Origin of the sequence: Paraburkholderia sp. UCT70 (genome assembly GCF_050434085.1) — a bacterium.
Taxonomy (GTDB): Bacteria; Pseudomonadota; Gammaproteobacteria; order Burkholderiales; family Burkholderiaceae; genus Paraburkholderia; species Paraburkholderia tuberum.
In genome coordinates this window covers 3,072,104-3,098,722 of sequence record NZ_JBNPVZ010000004.1, presented here as the reverse complement: position 1 = coordinate 3,098,722, position 26,619 = coordinate 3,072,104, and the positions used below count along the sequence as shown (strand labels likewise).

At 66.1% G+C, this 26,619-nt stretch carries 25 protein-coding genes; 20 read left to right on the top strand and 5 right to left on the bottom strand.

Annotated elements, in window-relative coordinates; translation table 11 throughout:
• The first annotated feature begins 51 nt into the window (after nt 1–51).
• From cheA to OKW41_RS40030, 15 genes are all read left to right on the top strand, one after another.
• On the top strand, nt 52–2,409 hold the full coding sequence (gene cheA, locus OKW41_RS40100) for a chemotaxis protein CheA (protein WP_429575892.1): 2,358 nt from the start codon (nt 52–54) through the stop codon (nt 2,407–2,409).
• A 78-nt stretch (nt 2,410–2,487) separates the two neighbouring features.
• Nucleotides 2,488–3,021 carry a chemotaxis protein CheW gene (locus tag OKW41_RS40095; RefSeq protein ID WP_090802480.1) on the top strand — a complete coding sequence of 178 codons (534 nt, stop codon included), beginning with the start codon at nt 2,488–2,490 and terminating at the stop codon, nt 3,019–3,021.
• A 39-nt stretch (nt 3,022–3,060) separates the two neighbouring features.
• Nucleotides 3,061–4,917: a methyl-accepting chemotaxis protein gene (locus OKW41_RS40090; protein WP_429575891.1), complete on the top strand. Its 1,857-nt coding sequence runs from the start codon at nt 3,061–3,063 to the stop codon at nt 4,915–4,917.
• Nucleotides 4,918–5,121: 204 nt separating this feature from the next.
• Entirely contained in the window at nt 5,122–6,093 is a 972-nt protein-coding gene (locus OKW41_RS40085; RefSeq protein ID WP_429575890.1) for a CheR family methyltransferase, read from the top strand.
• A complete protein-coding gene (gene cheD, locus OKW41_RS40080; protein ID WP_018418784.1) occupies nt 6,090–6,809 on the top strand; it encodes a chemoreceptor glutamine deamidase CheD in 720 nt (239 codons plus the stop codon). Before OKW41_RS40085 ends, cheD begins: the two co-directional genes overlap by 4 nt.
• Before the next feature lie 5 nt (nt 6,810–6,814).
• Nucleotides 6,815–7,903, top strand: coding sequence for a protein-glutamate methylesterase/protein-glutamine glutaminase (locus OKW41_RS40075; protein ID WP_429454629.1), 1,089 nt, complete (start codon nt 6,815–6,817; stop codon nt 7,901–7,903).
• Between the two features lie 61 nt (nt 7,904–7,964).
• Entirely contained in the window at nt 7,965–8,360 is a 396-nt protein-coding gene (cheY, locus tag OKW41_RS40070) for a chemotaxis response regulator CheY (protein ID WP_018418782.1), read from the top strand.
• A gap of 1 nt (nt 8,361) precedes the next feature.
• Entirely contained in the window at nt 8,362–9,072 is a 711-nt protein-coding gene (gene cheZ, locus OKW41_RS40065) for a protein phosphatase CheZ (protein WP_429453929.1), read from the top strand.
• Between the two features lie 337 nt (nt 9,073–9,409).
• Nucleotides 9,410–9,955: a DUF2844 domain-containing protein gene (locus OKW41_RS40060; protein ID WP_429575889.1), complete on the top strand. Its 546-nt coding sequence runs from the start codon at nt 9,410–9,412 to the stop codon at nt 9,953–9,955.
• Between the two features lie 14 nt (nt 9,956–9,969).
• Entirely contained in the window at nt 9,970–11,295 is a 1,326-nt protein-coding gene (locus OKW41_RS40055; protein ID WP_429575888.1) for a DUF3443 domain-containing protein, read from the top strand.
• A 177-nt stretch (nt 11,296–11,472) separates the two neighbouring features.
• Entirely contained in the window at nt 11,473–12,708 is a 1,236-nt protein-coding gene (gene flhB, locus OKW41_RS40050) for a flagellar biosynthesis protein FlhB (RefSeq protein WP_429575887.1), read from the top strand.
• Complete coding sequence (gene flhA / locus OKW41_RS40045) at nt 12,705–14,807, top strand: flagellar biosynthesis protein FlhA (protein WP_429453938.1); 2,103 nt, start codon at nt 12,705–12,707, stop codon at nt 14,805–14,807. Before flhB ends, flhA begins: the two co-directional genes overlap by 4 nt.
• 321 nt (nt 14,808–15,128) lie before the next feature.
• Nucleotides 15,129–17,096, top strand: coding sequence for a flagellar biosynthesis protein FlhF (gene flhF / locus OKW41_RS40040; protein ID WP_429575886.1), 1,968 nt, complete (start codon nt 15,129–15,131; stop codon nt 17,094–17,096).
• On the top strand, nt 17,089–17,958 hold the full coding sequence (locus OKW41_RS40035; RefSeq protein ID WP_429453942.1) for a MinD/ParA family ATP-binding protein: 870 nt from the start codon (nt 17,089–17,091) through the stop codon (nt 17,956–17,958). The genes flhF and OKW41_RS40035 overlap by 8 nt, the downstream gene beginning before the upstream one ends.
• Nucleotides 17,959–17,988: 30 nt before the next feature.
• Complete coding sequence (locus OKW41_RS40030; RefSeq protein ID WP_429453944.1) at nt 17,989–18,723, top strand: RNA polymerase sigma factor FliA; 735 nt, start codon at nt 17,989–17,991, stop codon at nt 18,721–18,723.
• A 93-nt stretch (nt 18,724–18,816) separates the two neighbouring features.
• Here OKW41_RS40030 and OKW41_RS40025 read toward each other — a convergent pair whose 3' ends face one another.
• From OKW41_RS40025 to flgA, 5 genes are all read right to left on the bottom strand, one after another.
• A complete protein-coding gene (locus tag OKW41_RS40025; protein WP_090802498.1) occupies nt 18,817–19,227 on the bottom strand; it encodes a type II toxin-antitoxin system HicB family antitoxin in 411 nt (136 codons plus the stop codon).
• The gene (locus OKW41_RS40020; protein ID WP_429575885.1) at nt 19,224–19,406 is read right to left on the bottom strand and encodes a type II toxin-antitoxin system HicA family toxin; all 183 of its coding nucleotides are present in this window, start codon (nt 19,404–19,406) and stop codon (nt 19,224–19,226) included. Before OKW41_RS40020 ends, OKW41_RS40025 begins: the two co-directional genes overlap by 4 nt.
• Before the next feature lie 290 nt (nt 19,407–19,696).
• Nucleotides 19,697–20,143, bottom strand: coding sequence for a flagella synthesis protein FlgN (locus OKW41_RS40015; RefSeq protein ID WP_429575884.1), 447 nt, complete (start codon nt 20,141–20,143; stop codon nt 19,697–19,699).
• A gap of 94 nt (nt 20,144–20,237) precedes the next feature.
• Complete coding sequence (gene flgM / locus OKW41_RS40010) at nt 20,238–20,597, bottom strand: flagellar biosynthesis anti-sigma factor FlgM (protein WP_429575883.1); 360 nt, start codon at nt 20,595–20,597, stop codon at nt 20,238–20,240.
• 177 nt (nt 20,598–20,774) lie between these two features.
• Nucleotides 20,775–22,250, bottom strand: a complete 1,476-nt coding sequence (gene flgA / locus OKW41_RS40005) for a flagellar basal body P-ring formation chaperone FlgA (RefSeq protein WP_429575882.1) — start codon at nt 22,248–22,250, stop codon at nt 20,775–20,777.
• 218 nt (nt 22,251–22,468) lie between these two features.
• Here flgA and flgB point away from each other — a divergent pair, with 218 nt between their 5' ends.
• The 5 genes from flgB (at nt 22,469) to flgF (ending at nt 26,604) form a co-directional block, all read left to right on the top strand.
• Entirely contained in the window at nt 22,469–22,969 is a 501-nt protein-coding gene (gene flgB, locus OKW41_RS40000; protein WP_429575881.1) for a flagellar basal body rod protein FlgB, read from the top strand.
• A 130-nt stretch (nt 22,970–23,099) separates the two neighbouring features.
• The gene (flgC, locus tag OKW41_RS39995; RefSeq protein WP_026225509.1) at nt 23,100–23,525 is read left to right on the top strand and encodes a flagellar basal body rod protein FlgC; all 426 of its coding nucleotides are present in this window, start codon (nt 23,100–23,102) and stop codon (nt 23,523–23,525) included.
• A 10-nt stretch (nt 23,526–23,535) separates the two neighbouring features.
• Nucleotides 23,536–24,270: a flagellar hook assembly protein FlgD gene (locus OKW41_RS39990; RefSeq protein ID WP_429575880.1), complete on the top strand. Its 735-nt coding sequence runs from the start codon at nt 23,536–23,538 to the stop codon at nt 24,268–24,270.
• Between the two features lie 43 nt (nt 24,271–24,313).
• Complete coding sequence (locus OKW41_RS39985; RefSeq protein WP_429575879.1) at nt 24,314–25,828, top strand: flagellar hook-basal body complex protein; 1,515 nt, start codon at nt 24,314–24,316, stop codon at nt 25,826–25,828.
• Nucleotides 25,829–25,845: 17 nt separating this feature from the next.
• Nucleotides 25,846–26,604: a flagellar basal-body rod protein FlgF gene (gene flgF, locus OKW41_RS39980; RefSeq protein ID WP_184034927.1), complete on the top strand. Its 759-nt coding sequence runs from the start codon at nt 25,846–25,848 to the stop codon at nt 26,602–26,604.
• Nucleotides 26,605–26,619 lie beyond the last annotated feature (15 nt).

Below are 26,619 nucleotides of genomic sequence, written 5' to 3'. Positions count from 1 at the left end.
GCGCCTCTACGGCGACTCACGCCAGACAGGCACTCTCGCGGTGAACCAGGCATGACACTCGACATCACACAGTTCTATCAGACGTTCTTCGACGAAGCGGACGAACTGCTCGCGCAGATGGAGCAATTGCTGCTCAATCTCGACGTGGCCCACCCGGACCCCGAAGACCTCGCGGCGATCTTTCGCGCCGCGCATTCGATCAAGGGCGGCGCGGCGACGTTCGGTTTCACCGCGCTCACCGAGACCACGCACATTCTCGAGTCGCTGCTCGATCGCGCGCGCAACAACGAGCTGGTGCTGCGCAAGGACATGATCGACACGTTCCTCGAAACCAAGGACGTGCTGTCCGGTCAGCTCGCCGACTATCGCGCGAGCGCCGAGCCCGATGCGGCGGTGGCGCGTGCGATCTGCGCGAAGCTGGAGCAGCTGCACGCGGAAAGCCGCATGGGCGGCGCGCCGCCAGCGGCGGCGAGCGCCGAAACCGCGCCGGCCGTGAGCGCCCCCGCGCCCGCAGCAGCGCAGGCGATGGCAACCCAAACAACAACACAAGCAACCGCGGTACAGCAGCAAGGCGGCACCCCGCCCGAGCACGTCGTCGAACAGGCGGTGCAGGCGGCGGGCGAATGGATCGACGGCGAACCGGCACAGACCGGACAAGCCGCGGGCACGGCCGACAGCGCCGGCCCACATCTGAAAATTACGCTACGGGGCGTGGGAGAGAAAGACCAGGAACTGCTCACCGAAGAGCTGGGCAACCTGGGCAACATCGTCGGGCAGGTCAAGAGCGGCAGCGATCTGACGCTGTGGCTCTCGAGCGACGTATCTTCCGACGACATCATCGCCGTGTGCTGCTTCGTGATCGACGAAAGTCAGATCACGATCGGCCGCGGCACCGCGCCGGCGGACGACGCGCAGCAGGGCGAACCTGGAACGCCCGACGCTGCCGTTCCGACACCGCTATCCGCGCAGGTCGCGCCCGCCGCTCCCGCGGCGCAAGCGCAAGCGCAGCCGGTCCTTCACACCGAGCCCGCAGCATCGTCGACCCCGGCGGCCCTCACCGCTGCGGCCGCAAGCGCACCCGGTCAGGCGGACAGCATCGAGCCGCCGCCTGCGGCACCCGCGGCGGCTCAGGCGGCGGCCAAACCAGCTTCGGCCGCGTCCGCCGATCAGGACCGCAAGGCGCCCCGTCCGGCCGCCGCGGCGGCCGGCGGCGAAGGCAGCTCGATTCGCGTGGGCGTCGAGAAGGTCGATCAGCTGATCAATCTGGTCGGCGAGCTGGTGATCACGCAGGCGATGCTCGCGGAGACCACCAGCACGTTCGATCCGGCGCTGCACGACCGGCTCTTCAACGGCATGGCGCAACTCGAGCGCAACGCGCGCGATCTGCAGGAAGCGGTGATGTCGATCCGCATGATGCCGATGGATTACGTGTTCAGCCGCTTCCCGCGTCTGGTGCGCGATCTCGCGGCGAAACTCGGCAAGGAGGTCGAACTCGTCACCTTCGGTCAGGCGACCGAACTCGACAAGAGCCTCATCGAACGGATCATCGATCCGTTGACGCACCTCGTGCGCAACAGTCTCGACCACGGCATCGAGACCGTCGAGGCGCGGCGCGCGGCGGGCAAGGATTCGACCGGTCAGCTGGTGCTGTCGGCGGCGCACCACGGCGGCAACATCGTCATCGAGGTCAGCGACGACGGCGCGGGCCTGCGCCGCGACAAGATCCTCGCGAAGGCGGCCAAGCAGGGCATGCAGGTCAGCGAAACGATGAGCGACGAGGAAGTCTGGAACCTGATCTTCCTGCCGGGCTTCTCGACCGCCGAGCAGGTCACCGACGTGTCCGGCCGCGGCGTCGGCATGGACGTGGTGAAGCGCAACATCCAGTCGATGGGCGGTCACGTCGAGATCACCTCGCACGCGGGCAAGGGCAGCACCACGCGGATCGTGCTGCCGCTCACGCTCGCGATCCTCGACGGCATGTCGGTGAAGGTCGGCAACGAGATCTTCATCCTGCCGCTGAACTTCGTGATGGAGTCGCTGCAACCGCGAGCCGAAGACATTTACACGGTCGCCAACGGCGAGCGCGTGGTGCGCGTGCGCGGCGAATACCTGCCGCTGGTCGCGCTGCACGAGGTGTTCAACGTGTCGGATGCGAAGCAGGAGCCGACGCAGGGCATCGTCACGATCATGCAGACCGAGGGACGGCGCTTCGCGATGCTGATCGATGAACTCGTCGGCCAGCAGCAGGTGGTCGTGAAGAATCTGGAAACGAACTACCGCAAGGTGCACGGCATTTCCGCGGCGACCATTCTGGGCGACGGCAGCGTCGCGCTGATCGTGGACGTCGCGGCGCTGAACCGCGAATCGCGTCATGCGCATGGGCATGCGCAGGCGATGAGCCTCGCGTAACGCACGCAGCAAACGCGGCACTGACAGACATCGCAACACAACTTCAACTCAATTCATCCCAACCGTTTGGGGGCTAACGTGGCAGAAGTCCAATCCATCAATTCGAGCGTCGCAAACGCGAGCGGTACGAATGGCCGCCGCGACGCGCAGGCGGACGCCGGCGGTCAGGAATTCCTCGTCTTCACGCTCGGCGCGGAAGAGTACGGCATCGACATCCTGAAGGTGCAGGAAATCCGCGGCTACGACAACGTGACGCGCATCGCCAACGCGCCCGAGTTCATCAAGGGCGTGATCAACCTGCGCGGCATCATCGTGCCGATCGTCGACATGCGGATCAAGTTCCATCTCGGCCGCGTCGAGTACGACCATCAGACCGTCGTGATCATCCTGAACGTCGCGCATCGCGTGGTCGGCATGGTCGTGGACGGCGTGTCGGACGTGCTGACGCTCGCGGTCGATCAGATCATGCCGGCGCCGGAATTCGGCGCGACGCTGACGACCGAATACCTGACCGGTCTCGGCACGGTCGACGGCCGCATGCTGATCCTGATGGACATCGAGAAGCTGATGACCAGCTCCGAGATGTCGCTGACCGAAACGCTCGGCGTCTGAGCGCAGGCAGTAACGGAACCCGGCACAAGGAGCATCAAAATGCTGAGCAGGTGGTCGATCCGCGCGTCGCTGACGATGGTGGGGATTCTTCTGGTGACGCTGACCGTGGTGGTCGGCGCGCTCGGGCTGACCGCGCTGAATCGCGCGAGCGGCTCGCTCGATCGCATCGCACGCGGCGAACTGGTGGCGATTCATGCGCTCGACGATGCGTCGGCGTATCTGTTGCGTTCGCGCATCGCGATCGATCGCTTCAACACGCTGACAGCCGCCGGTAACGCGGACGAGGCGAAGAAGGCGCTCGATCGCGCGCAGGAGCTGCTCGGCAAGAGCAAGCAGAGCTGGCAGGCGTATCTCGACGCGCCGAAGCACGGCGTCGAGCAGGCCTTGCTCGACGATGTGCTCGCGAAACATACGACGGTGATGCACGACGGCGTCGACGTCGAATTCGCCGCGTTGAACGCGAACAATCTCGATGCGTATCACGCGGTCGCGGACACGAAGATCAGCCCGCTGTTCATCGCCTACGACGCGGCTGCCGCCGCCGTGATCCAGGCGCTGCAGCAGAGCGTGGCCGACCAGGAGACGAGCGCGCAGTCGAACGCCTCGTTGATGGTCACGCTGATCAGCGTGATCACGGTGTTCGCGCTGCTGGTGGTGATCGGCATCCGTTTCGCGCTGCGCGGGCTCATCGTGCAGCCGCTGAACGACGCGAGCGCCTGTTTCGAGCGGATCGCCGGGGGCGACCTGTCCACCCCCGTCGAGGTGCTCAGCAACAATGAAATCGGCCGTCTGTTCGCGGGCATCAAGCGGATGCAGGAAAGCCTCGCGACGATGGTGCGCGCGGTCCGCAGCGGCACCGAATCGATCGACACCGGCGCGCGCGAAATCGCGATGGGCAACACCGATCTGTCGCAGCGCACCGAGCAGCAAGCGGCGTCGCTGCAGGAAACCGCATCGAGCATGGATCAGCTGACCGGCACCGTGCGGCAGAACACCGAGAACGCGCGCCAGGCGAGCCAGCTCGCCGTGAACGCGTCGGACATCGCGACGCGCGGCGGCGACGTGGTGAGCCAGGTCGTCACGACGATGCAGGAAATCGCGACCAGTTCGAACAAGGTCGTCGACATCATCGGTGTGATCGAGGGCATCGCGTTCCAGACCAACATCCTCGCGCTGAACGCGGCGGTCGAAGCCGCACGCGCCGGCGAACAGGGCCGCGGATTCGCGGTCGTCGCGGGCGAAGTGCGCAGCCTCGCGCAGCGCAGCGCGAGCGCCGCGAAGGAGATCAAGGAGCTGATCGGCGATTCGGCCGACAAGGTCAAGAGCGGCTCCGAGCTGGTCGGCCGCGCGGGCACGACGATGGACGAAATCGTGCAGGCGGTGCGTCGCGTGACCGACATCATGGGCGAGATCAGCGCGGCGTCGGAAGAGCAGTCGGGCGGCATCGAGCAGGTCAACCGCGCGGTCGTGCAGATGGATTCGGTTACGCAGCAGAACGCGGCGCTGGTCGAACAGGCGGCGGCCGCGGCGGCGTCGCTCGAAGATCAGACGCGGCAGTTGCAGGCGGTGCTGGGCGGCTGGAAGGTAACCGGTACACCGGCGCGTCAGAGCGCCCCGGCGACGCGTGCGCAGACGCCCGCGCGGCTCGCCAGGGCTGCACCGCAAGCGGCGAGCGCGGCGACTCCGGTGAATCCGGTGGGCGCGAGCAAGGAATCGAAGGCAACTGCGGCGAGCGCGGCGCCCCCCACGCAGCACGACGCGGCCGCACGCGTCGAACCGGCATTGAAGCCCCGGCCGGCCGCAGCCGCGGCTCGCGTCACGACCGACACGCCCACGCGCGCCGCTCCGCCGGGCACGGCGAAGGCGAGCTCGGACGCGGACTGGGAAACATTTTAGGCAACGGCAGAGTGACATGTGGTCAACCGGCATCGCGCCCGCGGATGGGCGAAGCATCGAAGCACGCACGGTACGCGTGTCGCGAGCCGGCCATATGTCGCTGGTACTCGCGGGAGGGCGCGACCCCGCGACGACAATTCCTACTTCCCAGGCAGTCCGGCTGGGCGGCGAGCGTGATGGCTCATATCGCAGACAGGAATTTTCATGATGGCAACGCGCGCAACACAACGCCCCGCGCGGGCAGCACCTGACGGCACAGAGCCGGCCAGGTCCGTCGAGACGGGCCGCGATTTCGAATTTACGGCGGCGGATTTCGCCCGCATCCGCGACCTGATTCATCGCGGGGCGGGCATCTCGCTGTCGGACCACAAGCGCGACATGGCGTATAGCCGCCTCGCGCGCCGCTTGCGGGCGCGCGGCATCGATACGTTCCGGCAGTATCTCGATCTGCTCGAAGCGGACAACGATCCGGCCGAGTGGGAAGCGTTCACCAATGCCCTGACCACCAACCTCACGGCGTTTTTCCGCGAAGCCCATCACTTTCCGATCCTCGCCGAGTTCGTGCCGCGCCGTGCGCAACCGGTGTCCGTGTGGTGCTCGGCGGCATCGACGGGCGAGGAGCCGTACTCGATCGCGATGACGCTGATCGAGGCGCTCGGCGACAGCGGCGCGCGCCAGGCGTCGGTGCTCGCGACCGACATCGACACCCAGGTGCTCGCGAAGGCCGAGGCCGGCGTCTACCAGTTCGACCAGGTCAAGCACCTGTCGCCCGAGCGGTTGAAGCGCTTCTTCCTGAAGGGCACGGGCGCGCATTCGGGGATGGTCAAGGTGCGTCCCGACGTGCGCGCGCTCGTGCGCTTCGAGCAACTGAACCTGACCAATCGCGATTACCAGTTACGCACGCAGTTCGACGCGATCTTCTGCCGCAACGTGATGATCTATTTCGACAAGCCGACGCAGGCGCAGGTGCTGACGCGCTTCGAGCCGCTGATGAAACCGGGCGGCCTGTTGTTCGCCGGCCATTCGGAAAACTTCACGTACGTGACGCAAGCGTTCCGGCTGCGCGGCCAGACCGTCTACGAACTGACGCGCGACGTGGGCGGCACTCGCGCGCCGTCGCGCGCCAACGCGCCTGACGCGCATGACGCGCATCAATCGAGCGGGGTGGCCGCATGAGCAGCACGCTGCCGATCGCTTCGAACCTGTACTACGACAACCACTTCCAGCGCCCCGGCGTGAAGCTGTTGCCCAACGAGTTCTATACGACGAGCGAAGACATGGTGCTCGTGACCGTGCTCGGCTCATGCGTCGCGGCCTGCATCCAGGACCGCACCGCGGGCATCGGCGGCATGAATCACTTCATGCTGCCCGACGACGGCGCCGACGTCGCGCAGGCCGCGTCGGACTCGATGCGCTACGGCGCGTACGCGATGGAAGTGCTGATCAACGAACTGATCAAGGCGGGCGGGCGGCGCGAGCGCTTCGAGGCCAAGGTGTTCGGCGGCGGCGCGGTGCTCGCGGGCATGACAACGATGAACATCGGCGATCGCAACTCGGAGTTCGTGCGCCGCTACCTGGCCACCGAAAAGATCCGCATCGTCGCCGAGGACCTGCAGGGCTCGCACCCGCGCAAGGTCGCGTTCATGCCGCGCACCGGTCAGGTGATGGTGAAGAAATTGCGCTTGCAACAGGAAGCGGGCGTCGCCGAGCGCGAACAGGCGCTCGTGCGGCAAAGCGCCGAAGCGCGCGCGGAGCGGCTCGCCGCCGCGCGCAAGCGGGTCGAGCTGTTCGCGAAGCCGGCCGCCGCCGCCGCGCGGCCGAGAATCGAACTGTTCGGCGCGAGCCCGCGCCCGACTCATTCCAACAACGCCAGAACCACAGAGGAGGCGTGAGCGCTGTGCAAAAGATCAAGGTATTGTGCGTCGACGATTCGGCGCTGATCCGCAGCCTGATGACCGAAATCATCAATGGCCAGCCGGACATGACGGTGGTCGCGACGGCACCCGATCCACTCGTCGCGCGCGAGCTCATCAAGCAGCACCACCCGGACGTGTTGACGCTCGACGTCGAAATGCCGCGCATGGACGGCCTCGACTTTCTCGAGAAGCTGATGCGTCTGCGGCCGATGCCGGTTGTGATGGTGTCGTCGCTGACCGAGCGCGGCAACGAAATCACGCTGCGCGCGCTCGAACTCGGCGCGGTCGATTTCGTGACCAAGCCGAAGGTCGGCATTCGCGACGGCATGCTCGACTACGCGGAAAAGCTCGCCGACAAGGTTCGCGCGGCAGCCCGCGCGCGCGTACGCCAGGCCGCGCCGGCGCAGCATGCGGCCACGCAGGCCGCGGATGCGCCGGTCGGCTCCGCGCCGCTCTTCAACAACCCGCTGCTGAGTACCGAGAAGCTGGTTATCGTCGGCGCCTCGACGGGCGGCACCGAAGCGATCCGCGAAGTGCTGGTGCCGCTGCCGCCCGACGCGCCCGCGGTGCTGATCGCGCAGCACATGCCGCCGGGCTTTACGAAATCTTTCGCGCAACGCCTCAATGGTTTGTGCCGGATTACCGTTAAAGAAGCGGAGCACGGCGAGCGTGTGCTGCCGGGGCACGCGTACATCGCGCCGGGCCATGCGCATCTTTTGCTCGCGAGGAGCGGTGCGAACTATATTGCGCATCTGTCCGACGACCCGCCGGTGAACCGGCATCGTCCGTCGGTCGATGTGCTGTTCCGTTCGGCCGCGCAGCATGCGGGCAAGAACGCGGTCGGCGTGATTCTGACCGGCATGGGGCGCGACGGCGCGGCCGGGCTGCTCGAGATGAAAAAGGCCGGTGCCTACACGCTGGCGCAGGACGAGGCGAGTTGCATCGTGTTCGGCATGCCGCGCGAGGCGATCGCGCTCGGCGCGGCCGACGAAATCGCCGCGCTGCCGGACATGAGCCGGCGCGTGATGGCGCGTTTGTCGTCGATGGGTGACCGCGTTCAGCGGGTATGATGCGTGCCGGATGGAATGACGCGGCCGAACGCCGCAACATGGATCAAGCAAAGGGAAAGAAATGGACAAGGGAATGAAGATTCTGGTGGTTGACGATTTTCCGACGATGCGCCGGATCGTCCGCAACCTGCTGAAGGAACTGGGCTACTCGAACGTCGACGAGGCGGAAGACGGCGCGGCCGGTCTCGCGCGTCTGCGCAGCGGCAGCTACGAGTTCGTGATCTCGGACTGGAACATGCCGAACCTCGACGGTCTCGCGATGCTGAAGGAAATCCGCGCCGACGCGAGCCTCGCGCACCTGCCGGTGTTGATGGTGACGGCCGAGTCGAAGAAGGAAAACATCATCGCGGCGGCGCAGGCCGGCGCGAGCGGTTACGTCGTCAAGCCGTTCACGGCCGCGACGCTCGACGAGAAGCTCAACAAGATCCTCGAGAAGATGGCGAAAGCCGGGAGCTGACGTGACGCCGCCGACCCAAACGCCTGGCGCCGAAGCGGGCAACGACAGCGGCGACTTCGCGTCGGACCGCATCCTTGCCCGCATCGGACAACTGACGCGCACGCTGCGCGATTCGATGCGCGAACTCGGGCTCGACAAGCATGTCGAGCGCGCGGCCGAAGCCGTGCCCGATGCGCGTGATCGTTTGAAGTACATCGCCGACATGACCGAGCAGGCCGCCGAGCGCGTGCTGTCGGCGATCGACATCGCGAAGCCGATCCAGGAGCAGCTGCAGAGAGACGCGGGCACGCTCGACGCGCGCTGGGAGCAGTGGTACGCGGCGCCGATCGAGCGCGAGGAAGTGCGCGCGCTGATGAACGACACGCGCACCTTCCTGCGCGGCGTGCCCGACGCGACCAGCGCGACCAACTCGCAGCTGATGGAGATCATGCTCGCGCAGGACTTCCAGGATCTGACCGGCCAGGTGATCAAGAAGATCACCGACGTCGTCTATCTGATCGAGCAGCAGCTGCTCGGCGTGCTGGTCGAGAACATCGCGCTCGAGCGGCGCGAGCAGTTCGCGGCGAACGCTGCGGCTCTCAAGGCGGAGGTGTCGTCGACGGGCAGCCCCGAGCATCTGCTCAACGGTCCGCAGATCAATCCGGAAGGCAAGACGGATGTGGTGCAGGACCAATCGCAGGTCGACGATCTGCTCGCGAGCCTCGGTTTCTGAGCAAATGACTGGGCCCGGCAAGCGCGCCGGGCTGGTGGTTTCTCCGCGATTTGCGCCAAACACGCATTCAATGAGTACCGGCTACCCATCTTCCGTACGTTTTCCTGCTAGTAATAGGCGGCAAGTCGCGCGCGTGGGCGCGCCTTGCGCCGGCTGAAAGAATCCGCAGGCATACTACGAGGTCAAAGCGGTACGGCACCCGGCCCGCGCAACGCCGGGCAGTCGCCCGGTGAGGCCATCCCTCAGCGTTGCGGCCGCGACGGTGCCGTATCATCTGCGGATAAGCGGCCGCTTCGCGCAGTCGGCGAAGCGTGCCGCGGCTCGGGAGGAGCTTCTCATGTGGAGTCGTATTGGTCGCGCCGGAGTCACGGCGCTCGTATTGCCATGTTCGTTACTGGCCCTGACGGCCGCGCAATCCGCCCATGCAGCGCTGGGCAGCGCGCCGCTTACCCCCCCTTCCGACGCGTCGGTGTCGTCCCGCGTGGTGCAACCCGCCAGCGGCACATCGCAAAGTGTCATGCGTTCTGAATCGAGCGCGGCGTCTTCCACTTCTTCCACACCCGCTTCCTACACGGTACGCGAGACCACGTTCGGCAACGGCACCGTGGTGCGCGAATACCTGAGCACGAGTGGCGCGGTATTCGGCATTTCGTGGCATGGTCCGCAAATGCCCGATCTCAGTGATCTGCTCGGCAGCTATTTCCCGCAGTACGTGGCCGGCGTGAAGGCCGTGCGGGCCGCGCGCGGCAACGCGCGGGGGCCGGTCGCAGTCAACGACAGCGCCATTGTGGTGCGTTCGGGCGGTCACATGGGCGCGTACAGCGGCGTCGCGTGGCTGCCCTCCGCGCTGCCGGCCGGCGTCAGCGGTTCCGACATCCAGTAACGGCGAGGACGACGATGCGAACCATGCTCACGACCGTGAACATCAAAAGCTGGATGCAGGCCGCGCTTGCCGTGCTGCTCACGGCGACGCTCGTCGCCTGCGGCGGAGGCGGAGGCGGCGGTAGCGACAACAACTCCAGTTCCAACAATGGCAGCAACACCTCGAACGGACTGAACGGCGGTTCGCTGCCGGCCAGCCCGACCCAGCAGCCGATCTCCGCGAACGCGTCGAACACGGTGCCGATCACGGTCGGCCGGGGCGTTTCGGGTGTCATCAACATCCCGACCGTCAGCGTGAGGATCTGCGCGCCAGCCTCGACCAGCAACTGTCAGACCATCGACAATATCCAGGTCGACACCGGCTCGTTCGGCTTGCGCGTGGTCAGCTCCGCGCTCAATTCGACGCTGCTCGGCGCACTGCCGGTCAGCAAGATCGGCAGTAACAGCGCGGACCTCGCCGAGTGCGCGACGTTCGCGGACGGTTACACGTGGGGCTCGGTGCGTACCGCGATCGTGACGATCGGCGGTGAAACGACGACCGGCAGCATCCCGCTGCAGATGATCGGCGACAAGGCGGCGAGCACGGTGCCCACGCCCGGCTGCGGCAATGGCTCGGCGCAGAACACGGCTAGCGATCTCGGCGCGAATGGCATTCTCGGCATTGGCACCGCGCTGAACGATTGCGGCGCGACGTGCGCGGACCCGACCAAGGCGGCGACCTACAGCAACTACTTCGCCTGCCCTGGCGGTACGTCGTGCGCCCGCACTCAAGTCACAACAGATCAGCAGGTTACGAATCCGGTCTCGAAATTCCCGCTCGACAACAACGGTGTGATCGTGCAGATGGCGCCGGTCTCGAACACCGGCCAGGCGTCGGCGACCGGCACGCTGGTGTTCGGCATCGGCACGCAGGGGAACAACCCGCTTGCCGCTGCGCAGGTCTTCACGACCGACGCATTCGGCGACCTCAACAACAGCACCTTCAACGGCACGACCGTCCAGGCGTTCCTCGATTCCGGCTCGAACGCCTATTTCTTCGCCGATAGCACGCTCACGCTGTGCGGCAGCCAGTTCGCGGGATTTTATTGCCCGTCGTCGGCGCAAACCCGCACGGTCACGCTGGTCGGGTTGAACCACGTGTCGGCGGTTGCGAGCATCGGCATCCTGAACGCGCAGACGCTGTTCGCCAACGGCAGCAACTACGCGTTCAACACTCTCGCCGGCCAGATTGGCGGCAACGCCAGCTTCGACCTCGGTCTGCCGTTCTTCTACGGCCGCCACGTGTACTACCAACTCGATCAGACCGCGAGCGGCGGCCCCGCCCCCTTCGTCGGCTACTGAAGCCGCACCTCGATCAAATGCCGGACGGCGCGCGTGTGACAGACGCGCGAGCCGTCCGCTCATCCGTCGAAATACCCCGGTTTCTCCGCCCTTATCCGCCGATCGGCGCTTGCGTCGAGCAGGAATAATCGCTCTCACTGGAAAGAGGCGCCGTGCCTCGGCCGACTGGAGAGCTTTGTGGCAGAGGACAGCGACCTCGAAAAAACCGAATCCGCCACCCCTCGGCGCCTGCAGAAGGCGCGCGAGGATGGGCAGATCGTGCGTTCGCGGGAGCTGTCGACCTTCGCGCTGCTCGCGGCCGGGTTCTACGGCGTATGGGGCATGTCGGGCAGCATCGGCGAGCATTTGCAGAACATGCTGCGTGCGTCGCTCACCTTCAACCACGCGAGCGCGTTCGACACCAGCCGCATGCTGATCGGCGCAGGCACAGCGGGTCGCGAAGGACTCTACGCGCTCGTGCCGATACTCGGCGTCACCGGACTTGCCGCGCTGCTCGCACCGATGGCGCTGGGCGGCTGGCAGCTGTCGGGGAAAGCGCTCGAGCCGAAGTTCAACCGGCTGAACCCGATCGAGGGCCTCGGCCGCATGTTTTCGATCAACGGACCGATCCAGCTCGGCATGTCGCTCGCGAAGACGCTGGTGGTGGGGTTGATCGGCGGCACGGCGATCTGGAATCGCCACGAGCAATTCCTCGCGCTCGCGACGCAGCCGCTCAATCTCGCGCTCGCCAACTCCGTGCATCTGATCGCGGTGTGCTGCGGCATGACGGTGGCCGGCATGTTCGCGGTGGCCGCGCTCGACGTGCCGTACCAGCTGTGGTCGTTCCACAAGAAGCTGCGCATGACGAAGGAAGAAGTGAAGCGTGAGCATCGCGAGAGCGAAGGCGATCCGCACATCAAGGGCAAGATTCGCCAGCAGCAGCGCGCGATCGCGCGGCGCCGCATGATGGCGCAAGTGCCGAAGGCCGACGTGGTCGTGACTAACCCGACCCACTTCGCCGTCGCGCTGCAATACACGGATGGCGAGATGCGCGCGCCGAAGGTGGTCGCGAAGGGCGTGAACCTCGTGGCCGCGCGGATTCGCGAGATCGCCGCCGAAAACAACGTGCCGCTGCTCGAAGCGCCGCCGCTCGCGCGTGCGCTCTATCACAACGTCGATCTGAATCGCGAGATTCCGGGGCCGCTCTATGGCGCGGTCGCGGAAGTGCTCGCGTGGGTCTATCAGCTGCGCCGCTTCAAGGCCGAAGGCGGCGACGTGCCGGTAGCGCCGACCGAACTCGACGTGCCGCCCGAACTCGACAAGGGCGGCGTATCGGACGAGGACGCCGCCGAGGAAGCCGCCAACACGCTGAACCCGACCGACGACGACGCCAACGACGCCGCTAGCGACGACAACAACGGAGCCTCCGCATGAACGCTCGCGCCGGTTTCCTCGCCCGACGGCCGGATGCGCTGAGCAGCACCAACCTGCGCGCCCTCGCCGGGCCGGTGCTGATCTGCATGATCCTCGGCATGATGATTCTGCCGTTGCCGCCGTTCCTGCTGGATCTGCTGTTCACGTTCAACATCGCGCTGTCGGTGATGGTGCTGCTCGTCAGCATGTACACGATGAAGCCGCTCGACTTCGCCGCGTTCCCGAGCGTGCTGCTGTTCTCGACGCTGCTGCGGCTGTCGCTGAACGTCGCCTCGACGCGGGTCGTGCTGCTCGAAGGCCATACCGGTCCCGATGCGGCCGGTCAGGTGATCGAGTCGTTCGGGCACTTCCTCGTGGGCGGCAACTTCGCGGTCGGTATCGTCGTGTTCGTGATCCTGATGGTGATCAACTTCATGGTGATCACGAAGGGCGCGGGGCGGATCGCCGAAGTGTCCGCGCGCTTCACGCTCGACGCGATGCCCGGCAAGCAGATGGCGATCGACGCCGATCTGAACGCCGGCCTCATCAACGAAGAGCAGGCTCGCACGCGGCGCAAGGAGATCTCTCAGGAAGCCGAGTTCTACGGCTCGATGGACGGTGCGAGCAAGTTCGTGCGAGGCGATGCGGTCGCCGGCCTCCTGATCATGGTGATCAACATCATCGGCGGGCTGATCGTCGGGATGGTCCAGCACGACATGAGTTTTGCCGCGGCGGGCAAGAACTACACGCTGCTGACGATCGGCGACGGCCTCGTCGCGCAGATTCCGTCGCTGGTGATTTCGACGGCGGCCGGCGTGATCGTCTCGCGCGTCGCGACCAACGAGGACATCGGCACGCAGCTGACCGGCCAGCTGTTCACGAACCCGCGCGTGCTGATGATCACCGGCTGCATTCTCGTGCTGATGGGCCTGATCCCGGGCATGCCGCACTTCGCGTTCCTGATTCTCGGCGGCGGCCTGATCCAGCTCGGCCGCACGATGAAGAAGCGCACCGAGGAGCGCAAGAACGCACCGGCGCTCGTCGACGTCGCGCCGGCCGCGCTGGCGCCGGTCGAAAACGCCGAGGCGAGCTGGGACGACGTGACGATGATCGACACGCTCGGCCTCGAAGTCGGCTACCGGCTGATTCCGCTCGTCGACAAGAACTCGGACGGCGAGCTGCTCAAGCGGATCAAGAGCATCCGCAAGAAGTTCGCGCAGGAAATCGGCTTCTTGCCGCCGGTCATTCATATCCGCGACAACCTCGAATTGCGGCCGAACGGCTATCGGATCGCGTTGAAGGGCGTCGAGGTCGGCTCGGGCGAGGCGTATCCGGGCCAGTGGCTCGCGATCAACCCGGGCCAGGTATCGGCCGCGCTGCCTGGCACGCCGACCCAGGACCCGGCGTTCGGCCTGCCCGCCATCTGGATCGACACGAATCTGCGCGAACAGGCGCAGGTATACGGCTACACGGTCGTCGATTCGAGCACGGTGGTCGCGACGCACCTGAATCACCTCGTCGTCACGCACGCGTCGGAGCTGCTCGGCCGCCGCGAGGTGCAGTCGCTGGTCGAGCGGATGCAGAAGGACACGGCGTCGCTCGTCGACGATCTGGTGCCGAAGATGCTGCCGCTCACCACGCTGCAAAAGGTGCTGCAGAACCTGCTCGAAGAAGGCGTGCCGATTCGCGACATGCGCACGATCCTCGAAGCGCTCGCCGAACACGCGGCCAAGCTCACCGACCCGCACGACCTCACCGCCGCGGTGCGGCTCGCGCTGGGCCGCGCGATCACGCAGCAGTGGTTCCCCGGGACCGCCGACATGCAGGTGATGGGCCTCGACGCGAACCTCGAACGGGTGCTGTCGCAGGCGCTATCGACCGGACCGAACCCGGGCCTCGAACCGGGTCTCGCGAACACGCTGCTCACCGAAACGCAGAAAGCGATGACGCGTCAGCAGAACCTTGGCCTCGCTCCGGTGCTGCTGGTGCAGCACGCACTGCGGCCGATGCTCGCGCGCTTCCTGCGCCGCAGCCTGCCGCAGCTGAAGGTGCTCTCGTATGCGGAAGTGCCCGATACGCGCAACGTCAAGGTGGTCAATCTGATCGGCGCGCACGGCTGACGAAGGTCGCTCGCTCGCGGCTGTCGATACAACGCAAACCGGCGCTCCAATGGGGCGCCGGTTTGCGTTTGCACGGCTCTCCCTGGCTCGTCGAACGATGCGTCTGCCGTGTGTCCATCGCGCGAATTACCCACCTTTAACGGTCTTTATCCATCGATCGTCGCCCGACGCCTTTCGCAATAATTGATCGCAATGGGAAGCGGTGTATTGCCGGTCCGTCAGTCCGTATACCTCATCGGGGGTCCAGCTTGAACATTCGTAAATTTGTCGGTGCTACCAGTCGCGACGCGCTGCGTCTCGTTCGCGAAGCACTTGGCCCCGATGCGGTCGTGCTGTCGAATCGCACGATGGACGACGGCAGCGTCGAAATCGTCGCGCTCGCCGATAGCGATCACGCCGAAAGCGCGCGAAGGCGCGCAGGCCGCGGCGCTCGGCACGGGCTCAGGTGCGGCATCGACGCTGGCCCCGCGCGGCTTGTTCGCGGCGCCGACGAATCCGTACGCGAGCGCAATGCCGGACGTGTTTTCGTCGGTGTTCGGCGCGAGCCCGGAAGCGGGTGGTGAAGCGACGCCGGCGATCGAGCCGGCGCATGCGGCTGCGGATTTCATGGCCGGCTCGGTGAACAGGACGGCGCTCAATTCGGCGCTCAATTCGGCGGTCAGTCAGGCGCTCAGCATTTCCGCGAACCAAGCAGCGTCCGCCGCCGCGTTGCCCGGCAATTCGCCAATCGGCCCGGCGATGCTGGGCGCGACCGGCGCGTCCGCGGCCATCGCGACAGGCCCCGCGCCCGCCGCAAGCCAGTCGGCATCCAGCGCGGCCACATCGTTCAACGCACCGGCCACGCCCGCCGCTGCCGCCACGCCTTCCGGCGCGAGCGCCCGCGCCGCGGCCGCGCGCCTGTCGAAAGACATCCGCGCGGATTTGCTGAAAGCTGCCGGCGTGCCGGTACCGCCGGCAATCCCATTGAGCGAAGCCGCCGCGCCGCGCACGATGGCCGAGTCGAATCCGTGGCTCATCGATCACGCGCGCCGCATCGCGGCCGAGCAGCAGCAACAGAGCGGCCAATACAGCGCGCGTCCCGCCGCGATGACGCCCGCCGTCGCGACCGCCAAAGGCCTCGGCAGCGCGGTCGACGCGCGGCCGGCCGCCGTGCCGCCGGTGATCGACACGCCCGACTGGGCGCGCGAAGCCGCCGAAGTCGCTGCGCGCCGCGCCGCTCAGAAGATCGCGCCCGTGCCGTCCGCTACTGACGAAAGCCGCACGCCGTCCGCCGTCGCCGAAGCGATCAAGGGGCGCATGGAGCAGGTCGTCAAGGACACCGTGATGAACGAGCTGTCGTCGATGCGAGACATGATGGAAGAGCACTTCGCGGGTCTGCTGTGGGGCGATCGACAGCGCCGCAGTCCCGCACGCGCCGCGCTCACCAAGCACCTGTTCGCCGCTGGCTTTTCCGCGCAGCTCGTGCAGATGCTGGTCGACAACATGCCCGAAGAGGTCGACACGATGGATGGCGGCATGGACTGGGTACGCTCGGTGCTCGAGTCGAACCTGCCGGTGATGGAGGACGAAGACGCGCTGATGGAGCGCGGCGGCGTGTTCGCGCTGATGGGGCCGACCGGCGTCGGCAAGACGACCACCACGGCGAAGCTCGCAGCGCGCTGCGTGATGCGCTTCGGCGCGAGCAAGGTGGCGCTGCTGACGACCGACAGCTATCGCATCGGCGGTCACGAACAGCTGCGCATCTTCGGCAAGATTCTCGGCGTTTCGGTGCATGCGGTGAAGGACAGCGCCGATCTGCAACTCGCGCTCTCGGAGTTGCGCAACAAGCACATCGTGCTGATCGACACGATCGGTATGAGCCAGCGCGACCGGCTCGTGTCCGACCAGATCGCGATGCTAAGCCGCGCCGGCCAGCCGGTGCAGCGTCTGTTGCTGCTCAACGCCACGAGCCACGGCGACACGTTGAACGAAGTCGTGCAGGCGTATCAGCGCGCGCCGGACCAGCAGCCGCTCGCCGGCTGCATTCTGACCAAGCTCGACGAAGCGACCAACCTCGGCGGCGTGCTCGATACGGTGATCCGCTACAAGCTGCCGGTGCATTACGTATCGACCGGACAGAAGGTGCCGGAGAACCTTTACGTCGCGACGAAGAAATTCCTGATCAAGAGCACCTTCTGCATTCCGCGCGACAGCTCGCCGTTCGTGCCGCACGACGACGACATCCCCGCTTTGCTGTCCTCGCTGTCAGCACGTTCGACGGCCGAGCTGCACGAGGTTCGCTTTGGATAAGTTCGTTTCAGATCAAGCCGAAGGGTTGCGGCGGCTGCTCGCGCGCGGCGGCGCGCGCGTGATCGCGTTGGCGGGTGCGTCGTCGGGCGTCGGTAATACGACCGTGGCGGTCAACCTCGCGGCGGCGCTCGCACAGCAGGGCAAGGACGTGCTGGTGATCGATGAATGCGTCGGTGAGAAATCGGTGAGCGCGATGCTTGGCGGCTTGCGCGGCGCGGGTAACTTCGCGGCGGTGATGCGCGGCGAGAGCCCGGTCGATTTCGCCGCCGCGCGTCACGCGCTCGGCTTTTCGGTGCTGTCCGCCTCGCGCAACAATCGCGAGGGGCATACGGAGGCCGAACTCGGTGTGCTGCTCGGCGGCTCGGCCGATATCGTGCTGATCGACGCGCAGCTCGACGACGAAGGGCATCTGTCGCCGCTCGCCAAGCAGGCGCATGACGTGATGATCGTCGCGCGCATGTCGGGCGAGGCGATCACCGAGGCCTATGCGTGCATCAAGCGTTTGCATTACGCGCACGCGATCGCGCAGTTGCGCGTGCTCGCGAATAACGTGCAAAGCGCCAACGACGCGCAAGCAGCGTTCGCGAATCTCGCCGGCGTGGCCGGCCGTTACCTGACCGTCGCGTTGGAAAACGCCGGCTGCATTGCGGCCGACGTGCGCATCGCACGGGCACTCGAGCTGTCGCGCTGCGTGGTCGACGCGTTTCCGTCGACACCGGCCGCGCGCGACTTCCGCCATCTCGCCGCCGAATTGCAGTACTGGCCGATGCGGCCAGCGATGTCGTCGCAAACGCCCTGGCGGGCGCCTGCGACAGTTACAGCGGCGCACCACGCCGACCAACCGTCCGCGCATCACGCTTAAAAGGCGTGCACGAAGGACAAGGGGAGCACGATGTACAACGCTCAGGGAAAGATTTCTCAGGCCGAAGTTTTGACGAAGTACGCACCGCTCGTGCGTCGACTCGGCTTGCAGCTTGTCGCGAAAATGCCGGCGAGCGTCGATCTCGACGACCTGATCCAGGCCGGCATGATCGGTTTGCTGGATGCCGCCGGCCGCTACAAGGAAGACCAGGGCGCACAGTTCGAGACCTATGCCAGCCAGCGGATTCGCGGCGCGATGCTCGACGAGTTGCGCAGCAACGACTGGCTGCCGCGCAGCCTGCGCCGCACGTCGCGCGAAGTGGAATCCGCAGTGCACAAGGTGGAGCAGAACCTCGGCCGTTCGGCGAGCGAGGCGGAGGTCGCCGAGCACCTGCAAATGCCGCTCGACGAATATCAGTCGATGCTGCAGGACCTGCATGGCAGCCAGCTGATCTACTACGAAGACTTCGACCGCTCCGCGGACGACGAACCTTTTCTGGACCGCTACTGCGTCGATCATTCCGATCCGCTCTCGGCGCTGCTCGACGACAGCCTGCGCTCGGCGCTCATCGAAGCGATCGACCGCTTGCCGGAGCGCGAGAAGCTGCTGATGTCGCTGTACTACGAGCGCGGCATGAATCTGCGCGAGATCGGCGCGGTGATGGAAGTCAGCGAATCGCGCGTGTGCCAGTTGCATAGCCAGGCCGTGGCACGCCTGCGCGCCCGACTGCGCGAAATGGCCTGGGCGAACGCCGAGACGAACTGACGCCACCGCGGCGCAGCACGCCGTTTTTCACGCGCTGCCTTCAGATGCGGCGGTGCGCCGATGCCGATGCGCGCCCGTGCCGCCTGCCGTTGCTCAGGCGTTCGCCATCTCATGCTCGGCGGCGAGCGCGAGAAACGCCGAGCGCGACATACCGCGCGCCTGCGCATACGCGTCGATTTCCTGCACCAGCACCTCGGGCAGCGAGATGTTGATGCGAACCGCCTTCTTCAACGCCGGAATATTGCGCGTCGTCACGAAACCCCATGTGAACCCCGCGAACTCAGGATTGCGCCGATGTTCGCCTAGCGTGAGAGGCTCGGGCAGCGGCAGCCCTTCGTCGAGCAAGGTTTCGAGATGCGATTCGATTGCCTCTTTCGCGTTCACATACGCTTGTTCGAGCGTGTCACCCGCGGAGTAGCAGCCTGGAATATCGGGCACCACGACGCCGAACGCGTGCGTGTTGTCCCCGGGTTCGATGGCGATCGGAAAGATCAGATGCTTCATTTGAGCCCCGCCTGTTTCAGAATGCTGTTCAGGGTGCCGGCCGGCAAATCTTTTTTCGGATGCGGGATGGTCACGAGCCCCCGTTTTCCCGCGTGCCTGAAATGATGGTGACTGCCCGCTATGCGGACGAGCTGCCAGCCATTCGCTTGAATCAATTTGACGACCTCGGCACTGTTCATACATCATACCCTCCATTATACACACGCCTACACAAACCAATGAGCAAACAAGATTCCGCCCGTCGAATTGCGGCCACGTCGAAGCCGCGGCGTTGGCGATAGCTCGAACGAAGTCACCATTTCAACGTGACGAGGTGGACTAGCGCCAGCTAGCCGAACGGCTAACGCAGCGTGGAACGGACAGGGAAGAGGGTGGAAAAGCGGCGACGGAAAACGAAAAAGCCCGTCGATGACGGGCTTTTCATTCATTTCGTATATTGCTGCGATTGCAGGCCGGGCAGGCGGGCCGATCAAAGTCCCGAATAAGCTGGAACTCGCCCATCCGGCCCGTACAGATTCGTCTTGCGCGGCACGTTGACCTGCAGCGCCTTTAGCGCGCGCTCGTTGTAGTCCATCCGCACGCGGATCAGCTCGCCGTTGTTGGTGTTAACGCGCCGCGCGCGATCCGCGGCTTTCTGCAGCAGCTTCCATTGCGTCGCGACGCGCGCGTCGGTGCTGGCCGCGAGCTCCATGCCGGACCAGCCGGTCGGAAAGCCGAGTTCGGCCAGATGCGAGTCGCGCGCGGTTTCGAGCCTCGCGAGCACGCCGATCAGCTCGGTTTTTTTCTCGACGATCGCCGGCAACTGCTCCAGCGGCGAGATCGCCGTCAGCGCTTTGGTTTCGAGAGTGAGGATCGAGGCGAATGCCTCGACGGTCGAATATTCTTCGACCAGGGTAGCAACGAGGGCATCTTTCATATCAACAACTCGCTACGCACACTGGCTCGCGAACGGCGCGCGAACCGGGTTGGTCGGACGCCGCCCGGCAGATCACCGCGCGGCGAAATGCCGATCAGTTGCCGGTCGACGAGTTTTTGTTCTGCAACAGGTCGCGCGCCGTCTGCAGCACGCCGTCGGCGATCTTGCCGGAGTCGATCTGCAGCTTGCCGTCCTTGATCGCCTGTTTGATCGACTCGACGTGCGCGGTGTCGATGTCGGCCGAGCCGGAGGCCGCGAGGCTGCGCAGATGCTGCGACAGATCCGACAGGCTCACGCTCGTGTCGCCCGACGCGCTGCTCGCGGCCGGCGCGGCCGTGCTCGTCGCGCCCTGCGTGGTGCTGGCTGCCGGCGTGGCTTCGCCGCTCTGCTGCGAACGGGACAAAGCGTCTTTCAACGACGGCAGATTCGAAGAGGTGGTGGGATCGACTTTCACGATTGGCTTCCCTAACGATTTGATCCTGATAACGGCAACCGCTGATCAAAACTTTAGCGCAATCGCTCGACACCCGGGCCGCCGCCAGGAGGCCATCTGCCCCTTTCAATCCCCGTCCGTCTGCCCTGGCCGCCGGGGCGCCGACCGTGTCGACGGTGCTCGTTGCCGCCAGCCCGCTCACATCGGGATCTCCACCGTGCCGCCGTCCTTGACGATGCCGGAGATGATCTGGCCGTTGGCGGTCTTCACGCGCACCTGCTGGCCCGGCGACGCGTTGTTCATCGCGCTGCCCTCGGACGAGATCGAGAAACCGTCGCCGGCCGCGATGACCCGCACGGTCTGCCCGAACACCACCGCCGACGCGCTCTTCAGCATGTCGCGGCGCAGTGGCATGCCGCCCGCGATCCGCACGAGCGAGACCGAGCCGACCGCCTGCGACGGGTCGGTGACGATCGCCTGCGGCAGGCCTGTCAGGTCGCCCTCGCGCGCGACGAGGTCGGCGGCCGTGAACACTTCGCCCGGCGCCATCGCGCGCGCGGCGAGGTAGTAGGTCGCATGCAGCGAGATGCGCGCCTGCAGATAGATGGTCCACGGCCGCTCGCCCGCGCAGCGCACGCCGACCGTCAGCCGGCCCCACAGGCGCGCGCCGGTCGGCATGAACGGTTCGAGCGACGTGCACGCGGCGAGGCCGCGCGGAAACGCGGACGCGACAGTGATGTCGGCCTTGCCGGGCAGGCCGACGGCCTGCTGTTGCAGGAACGCGAGCGCGCTCGCGTGAATCGCTTCCGGGTCCTGCTGGCCTGGCAGCGGCGCGGCTTGCGCAGCCGTCGCGGCGGTAGCGGTCTGCGGCGTTCTCTGTGCAATGACGGCCGCCGGTTGGCGCGTGCCAGGCGACGTCGCGGGTGTTCTCGCGATCCCGGGATGCGCCGGCTGCGCCGCAGCGACCGCGATCGGCTTGCCATTCGCGCCGAACTCGGGTGGCTCGCCGCGCGCGGCGAGACTGTCGAAACCGTCGCCTTGCGGCGCATTGGCCACGACCACGCGCTGATTCGCCACGCTGGCGGCCGGGCCCGCTTCGACATTGACGCGCGCGACGCCCGACGCCCCAGTGCTGGCCGCCGGCGGAATCGTCACGACGCCGTTGGCGTCCGGTTTGAAGTTGGTGCGGATGATGGCCGGCGCGGCGGCAGCGGGCTCGCCCGCGCCCGGAATGACGATCGCGCCGCTTGCGCTCGCGGCACGTCCGAACGTATCGGCGTCGCGCGACGCGCTCGCGCGGCCGAGCGACTGTGCGGTCGCCGCCGCGAGCGACGCCGCCGACGCGCTGCGCTGCGCCGGCGTCTGAATCCGTTGCGCGAGATCGTTCAGCGCGGCGGGATTTTTCTCGGCGGGCCCGGCAATCACGATCGGGCCGCCCGCATCCTGCGCCTGGGTCGTAGCCGGCAGCAACACGATGCCGCCCGCAACCCATACCGCGACGTTGACGGCCACCCGCGTCAGGCAATGCGCAAGGCAACGCGAGAAAGTGCGCGGCACCGGCTGGACGAGCGCGTCCTCCGAACCATCGACCCGTTCATCGACCCGGCCACCCCCCACGCGACGCATCGTCGTGCCGCTCGCCGGCTGCGGCAAGGTGTTGGTGGGCTGGTCCATCGCGGGTCTCCATCGAATGCATCGGTACGCCTTGCATTCTAGTGAGCCCCCCTTTCGCGCAAACGTTGAATAGAAGCCCCCTTTCCCGGTTATTCGTCCGATTGCCGCTTGTGCGCGGCCCATAAGATGCATCACATGCAAAAAGGCCTTCGCACCTGCCGCGTGTCTCTCACGATGCGCACACGGGACGGCCTTGGAAACGTTCTCGGGAGATTCCGATGCTGGACAAGCTCGATGCCGAATTCGCATTCGGCCGGCAGGCGATGGATGTGCGCGCATACCGGCAGGAACTGCTGTCGTCGAATATCGCGAACGCCGACACGCCCGGCTACAAGGCGCGCGATATCGACTTCGCGTCGTCGCTCGCCGGCGCGCTGAAGAAGACGGGCGGGAGCACCGCGGGCCAAGGCGCATCGAACAGCTCGACGCTCGCGATGACGCAACCCGCGGGCGTGACGAGCGGCATGTCGATGAACACGACCGAGGCCGGCCACATGAGCGGCAAGGCCAGACTGACGGCGACGGGCGGCAGCCCCGACGATTACGGCAACCTGCAATACCGGATTCCGCTGCAGCCGGCGCTCGACGGCAACACGGTCGACGTCGACACCGAGCGCGTGCAGTTCGCCGACAACACGGTGCACTTCGAGTCGGGTATGACGGTCGTGTCGAACCAGATCAAGACGATGCTGTCGGCGATCACGTCGGGCTCGTCGTAAGCCCGGCACGCCGCACGGGCACGCAAGCAGAGCGCACAGCAGCTGAAGACGGGCAGCACGCACGCACGAACAGAAACGCTACGGGACTTAACGTAAAGCCGGTGCGAACCGGCAGGAGAGGTCAGGAAACATGCCATCCCTGATGAACATTTTTGGTGTCGCGGGTTCCGCGATGTCGGCGCAGTCGGAGCGGCTCAACGTGACGGCGTCGAACCTGGCCAACGCGGACAGCACGACGGGCCCGGACGGTCAGCCGTACAAGGCCAAGCAGGTCGTGTTCGCGGTGAGCCCGCTCGGCGGCGCGCGCACACGCTCCGGCCAGCAGGTCGGCGGCGTGCAGGTGACGGGCGTGGTCGACGATCCGTCGCCGATGAAGACCGCGTACGAGCCCGGCAATCCGGCCGCCGACGCGAACGGCTACGTGACGCTGCCCAACGTCGACCCGGTGCAGGAGATGGTCAACATGATCTCGGCCTCGCGCTCGTACCAGGCCAACGTCGAAACGCTGAACACCGCCAAAACCCTGATGCTGAAAACGCTCACGATCGGAACCTGAGGAGAGAGCCTTGACCACCAACACCACGATCGGCGGCAGCGGCACGACCGTTTCGCAGACGCTGCTCGACACGATGAACGGCACGAGCAGCAGCTCGAGCGCGACCGGCTCGACGACCAGCTCGACGAGCAGCACGTCGGGCACGTCGGCGACGGACCTGCAGAACACCTTTCTGCAGCTGCTCGTCGCGCAAATGAAGAACCAGGACCCGACCAATCCGATGGACAGCTCGCAGATGACCTCGCAGCTCGCCCAGATCAGCACGGTGCAGGGTATCAGCCAGCTCAATACGTCGCTCTCCTCGCTGTCGACGCAGCTGTCGGCGGGCCAGCAGTCGCAGGCCGCGCTGCTGATCGGTTCGACCGTGCTCGCACCGGGCAACTCGATCACCGTGTCGAGCGGCAAGACGAACGAGTTCGGCGTCACGCTCGCGAACTCCGTCAGCGACCTGCAGATCGTCGTGAAGAACTCGGCCGGCACGATCGTCAACACGCTCGATCTCGGCAAGCAGTCGGCCGGCACGATTCCGGTTGGCTGGACGCCGACCGATTCGGCGGGCAACACGCTCGCCGACGGCACCTACACGATCACCGCGACAGGCACGATCAACGGCCAGCAGGCGACGGCTACCACGCTCACCGGCGCGACGGTGCAAAGCGTCGTCCAGCAAAGCAGCGGCACGCCGGGGCTCGTGCTGTCGAACGGCTCGACGGTCGGCCTGACCAGCGTCGCAGCGATCCTGTAGTCCGGATCCATTCAGTTACGACTTTACAGATACGGAGTACGTCATGAGTTACCAAACAGGTTTGAGCGGTCTGTCGGCGTCGTCGAGTGATCTCGACGTGATCGGCAACAACATCGCCAACGCCAACACCGTCGGCTTCAAGAGCGGCACCGCGGAATTCGCCGACATGTACGCCAATTCGGTCGCGACCGCGACGAGCCAGCAGATCGGTATCGGTACGCAACTCTCCGAAGTGCAGCAGCAATTCTCGCAAGGCACGCTCACGACGACGAACCAGGCGCTGAACGTCGCGATCAACGGCAACGGCTTCTTCCAGATGTCGAACAACGGCACGCTGACCTATTCGCGCAACGGCGTGTTCCAGCTCGACAAGAACGGCTTCATCACGAACGCGCAGGGCCTCGATCTGATGGGCTACGCGGCCAATGGCTCGGGCATCATCAACACCGCGCAGACCGTGCCGCTGACGGTGCCGACCGCGAACATCGCGCCGCAGGCGACCAGCAAGATCACCGCAGGTCTGAACCTGAACGCGCAGGACAACATCATGCTCGGCTCGCCCACCGCGAAGGCCGGCGCCGGCAACACCGGTACGCTGGCCACGACCGGCGCGACGATCACCAATGCGGCCGCGGGCACCAACACCGACAACTACAGGATCGACTTCCCGACCACCACCACCTACACGGTGACGGACACCACGACCGGTCTGGCCGCGGGGTCCGGGACCTACACGGCCGGTACCGCGATCACGCTCGGCAACGGTGAGAGCATTACGTTCAGCGGCGCGCCGGCAGCCAGCGACAGCTACACGATCACGCAGAACCCGACCACGTTCAACCAGAGCAGCTCGTCGACCTACAACTACTCGACGAGCACGACCGTCTACGACACGCTCGGCGGCTCGCAGACAGTCAATATGTACTTCGCGAAGACGGGCTCGGGCACATGGAACGTGTACGCGGGCCCGTCGACCGGCACCGCTTCCCTGATCGGCACGGCGAACTTCAATTCGTCGGGCACGCTGGTCAGCACGACCGACGCGACGACCGGCCTCGCGACCGCGACGCTCGGCGCGTTCACGATGTCGATCCCGAACACCGACGGTTCGGGCACGCCGCAGAACGTCACGCTGAACATGGCCGGCACCACGCAGTACGGCGGCAAGGACGGCGTCAACAGCCTGTCGACCGACGGCTACGCGGCGGGCCAACTGACGAGCTTCACGGTCGGCTCCGACGGCACGCTGACGGGCAACTACTCGAACGGCCAGACCGCGGCGCTCGGCCAGATCGTGCTCGCGAACTTCTCGAACCAGAACGGCCTCGTCGACCTCGGCAACAACGAGTACGGCCAGACGGCTGCCTCGGGCGTCGCGCAGATTTCGACGCCGGGCTCGACCAATCACGGCGTGTTGCAAGGCGGCGCGGTCGAGAACTCGAACGTCGATCTGACGAGCGAGCTGGTCAACCTGATCACCGCGCAGCGCAACTATCAGGCGAACGCGCAGACGATCAAGACCCAGCAGGCCGTCGACCAGACCCTGATCAACCTGTAAGCGAACGGGACCTCTTCATGGATCGGCTGATCTACACCGCGATGTCGGGCAGCGCGCAGGCGCTCGAACAGCAGGCGATCGTCGCGAACAACCTCGCGAACGCGTCGACCACGGGCTTTCGCGCGCAGCTCGAAACCTACCGCGCCGTGCCGATGTCGTTCGGCGACGGCAGCACGATCAACGACGACACGACCCGCACCTTCGTGCTGTCGTCGACACCGGGCGCCGACTATACGCCGGGGCCGATCCAGCAGACGGGCAATCCGCTCGACGTCGCGATTCAGGGGCCGGGCTGGCTGTCGGTGCAGACCGCCGACGGCAACGAGGCCTACACGCGCGCGGGCAATCTGCACATCGACGAAAACGGCCAGCTCGTGAACGCGACCAATCAGGTCGTGCTCGGCAACGGCGGGCCGGTATCGGTGCCGCCGGGCGCGCAGATCACGATCGGCAAGGACGGCACGGTGTCGGCATTGACGCCGGGCGATCCGCCCACCGCCGTGGTCACCGTCGATCAGCTGAAGCTGGTCAATCCCGATCCGCAGTCGCTCACGCGCGGCGATGACGGCCTGTTTCGCACCGCCGACGGCAATCCCGCCGACGCCGATCCGACCGTGACGCTCGCGCCGGCGTCGCTCGAAGGCAGCAACGTGAATCCGGTCAGCGCGATGGTCTCGATGATTACCAACGCGCGCCAGTTCCAGATGCAGACGCAGTTGCTGGAAAACGCCGACAAGAACGATCAGTCCGCCAACCAGCTGCTCAGCTTCAGCTAACGGATTGCCACGGAG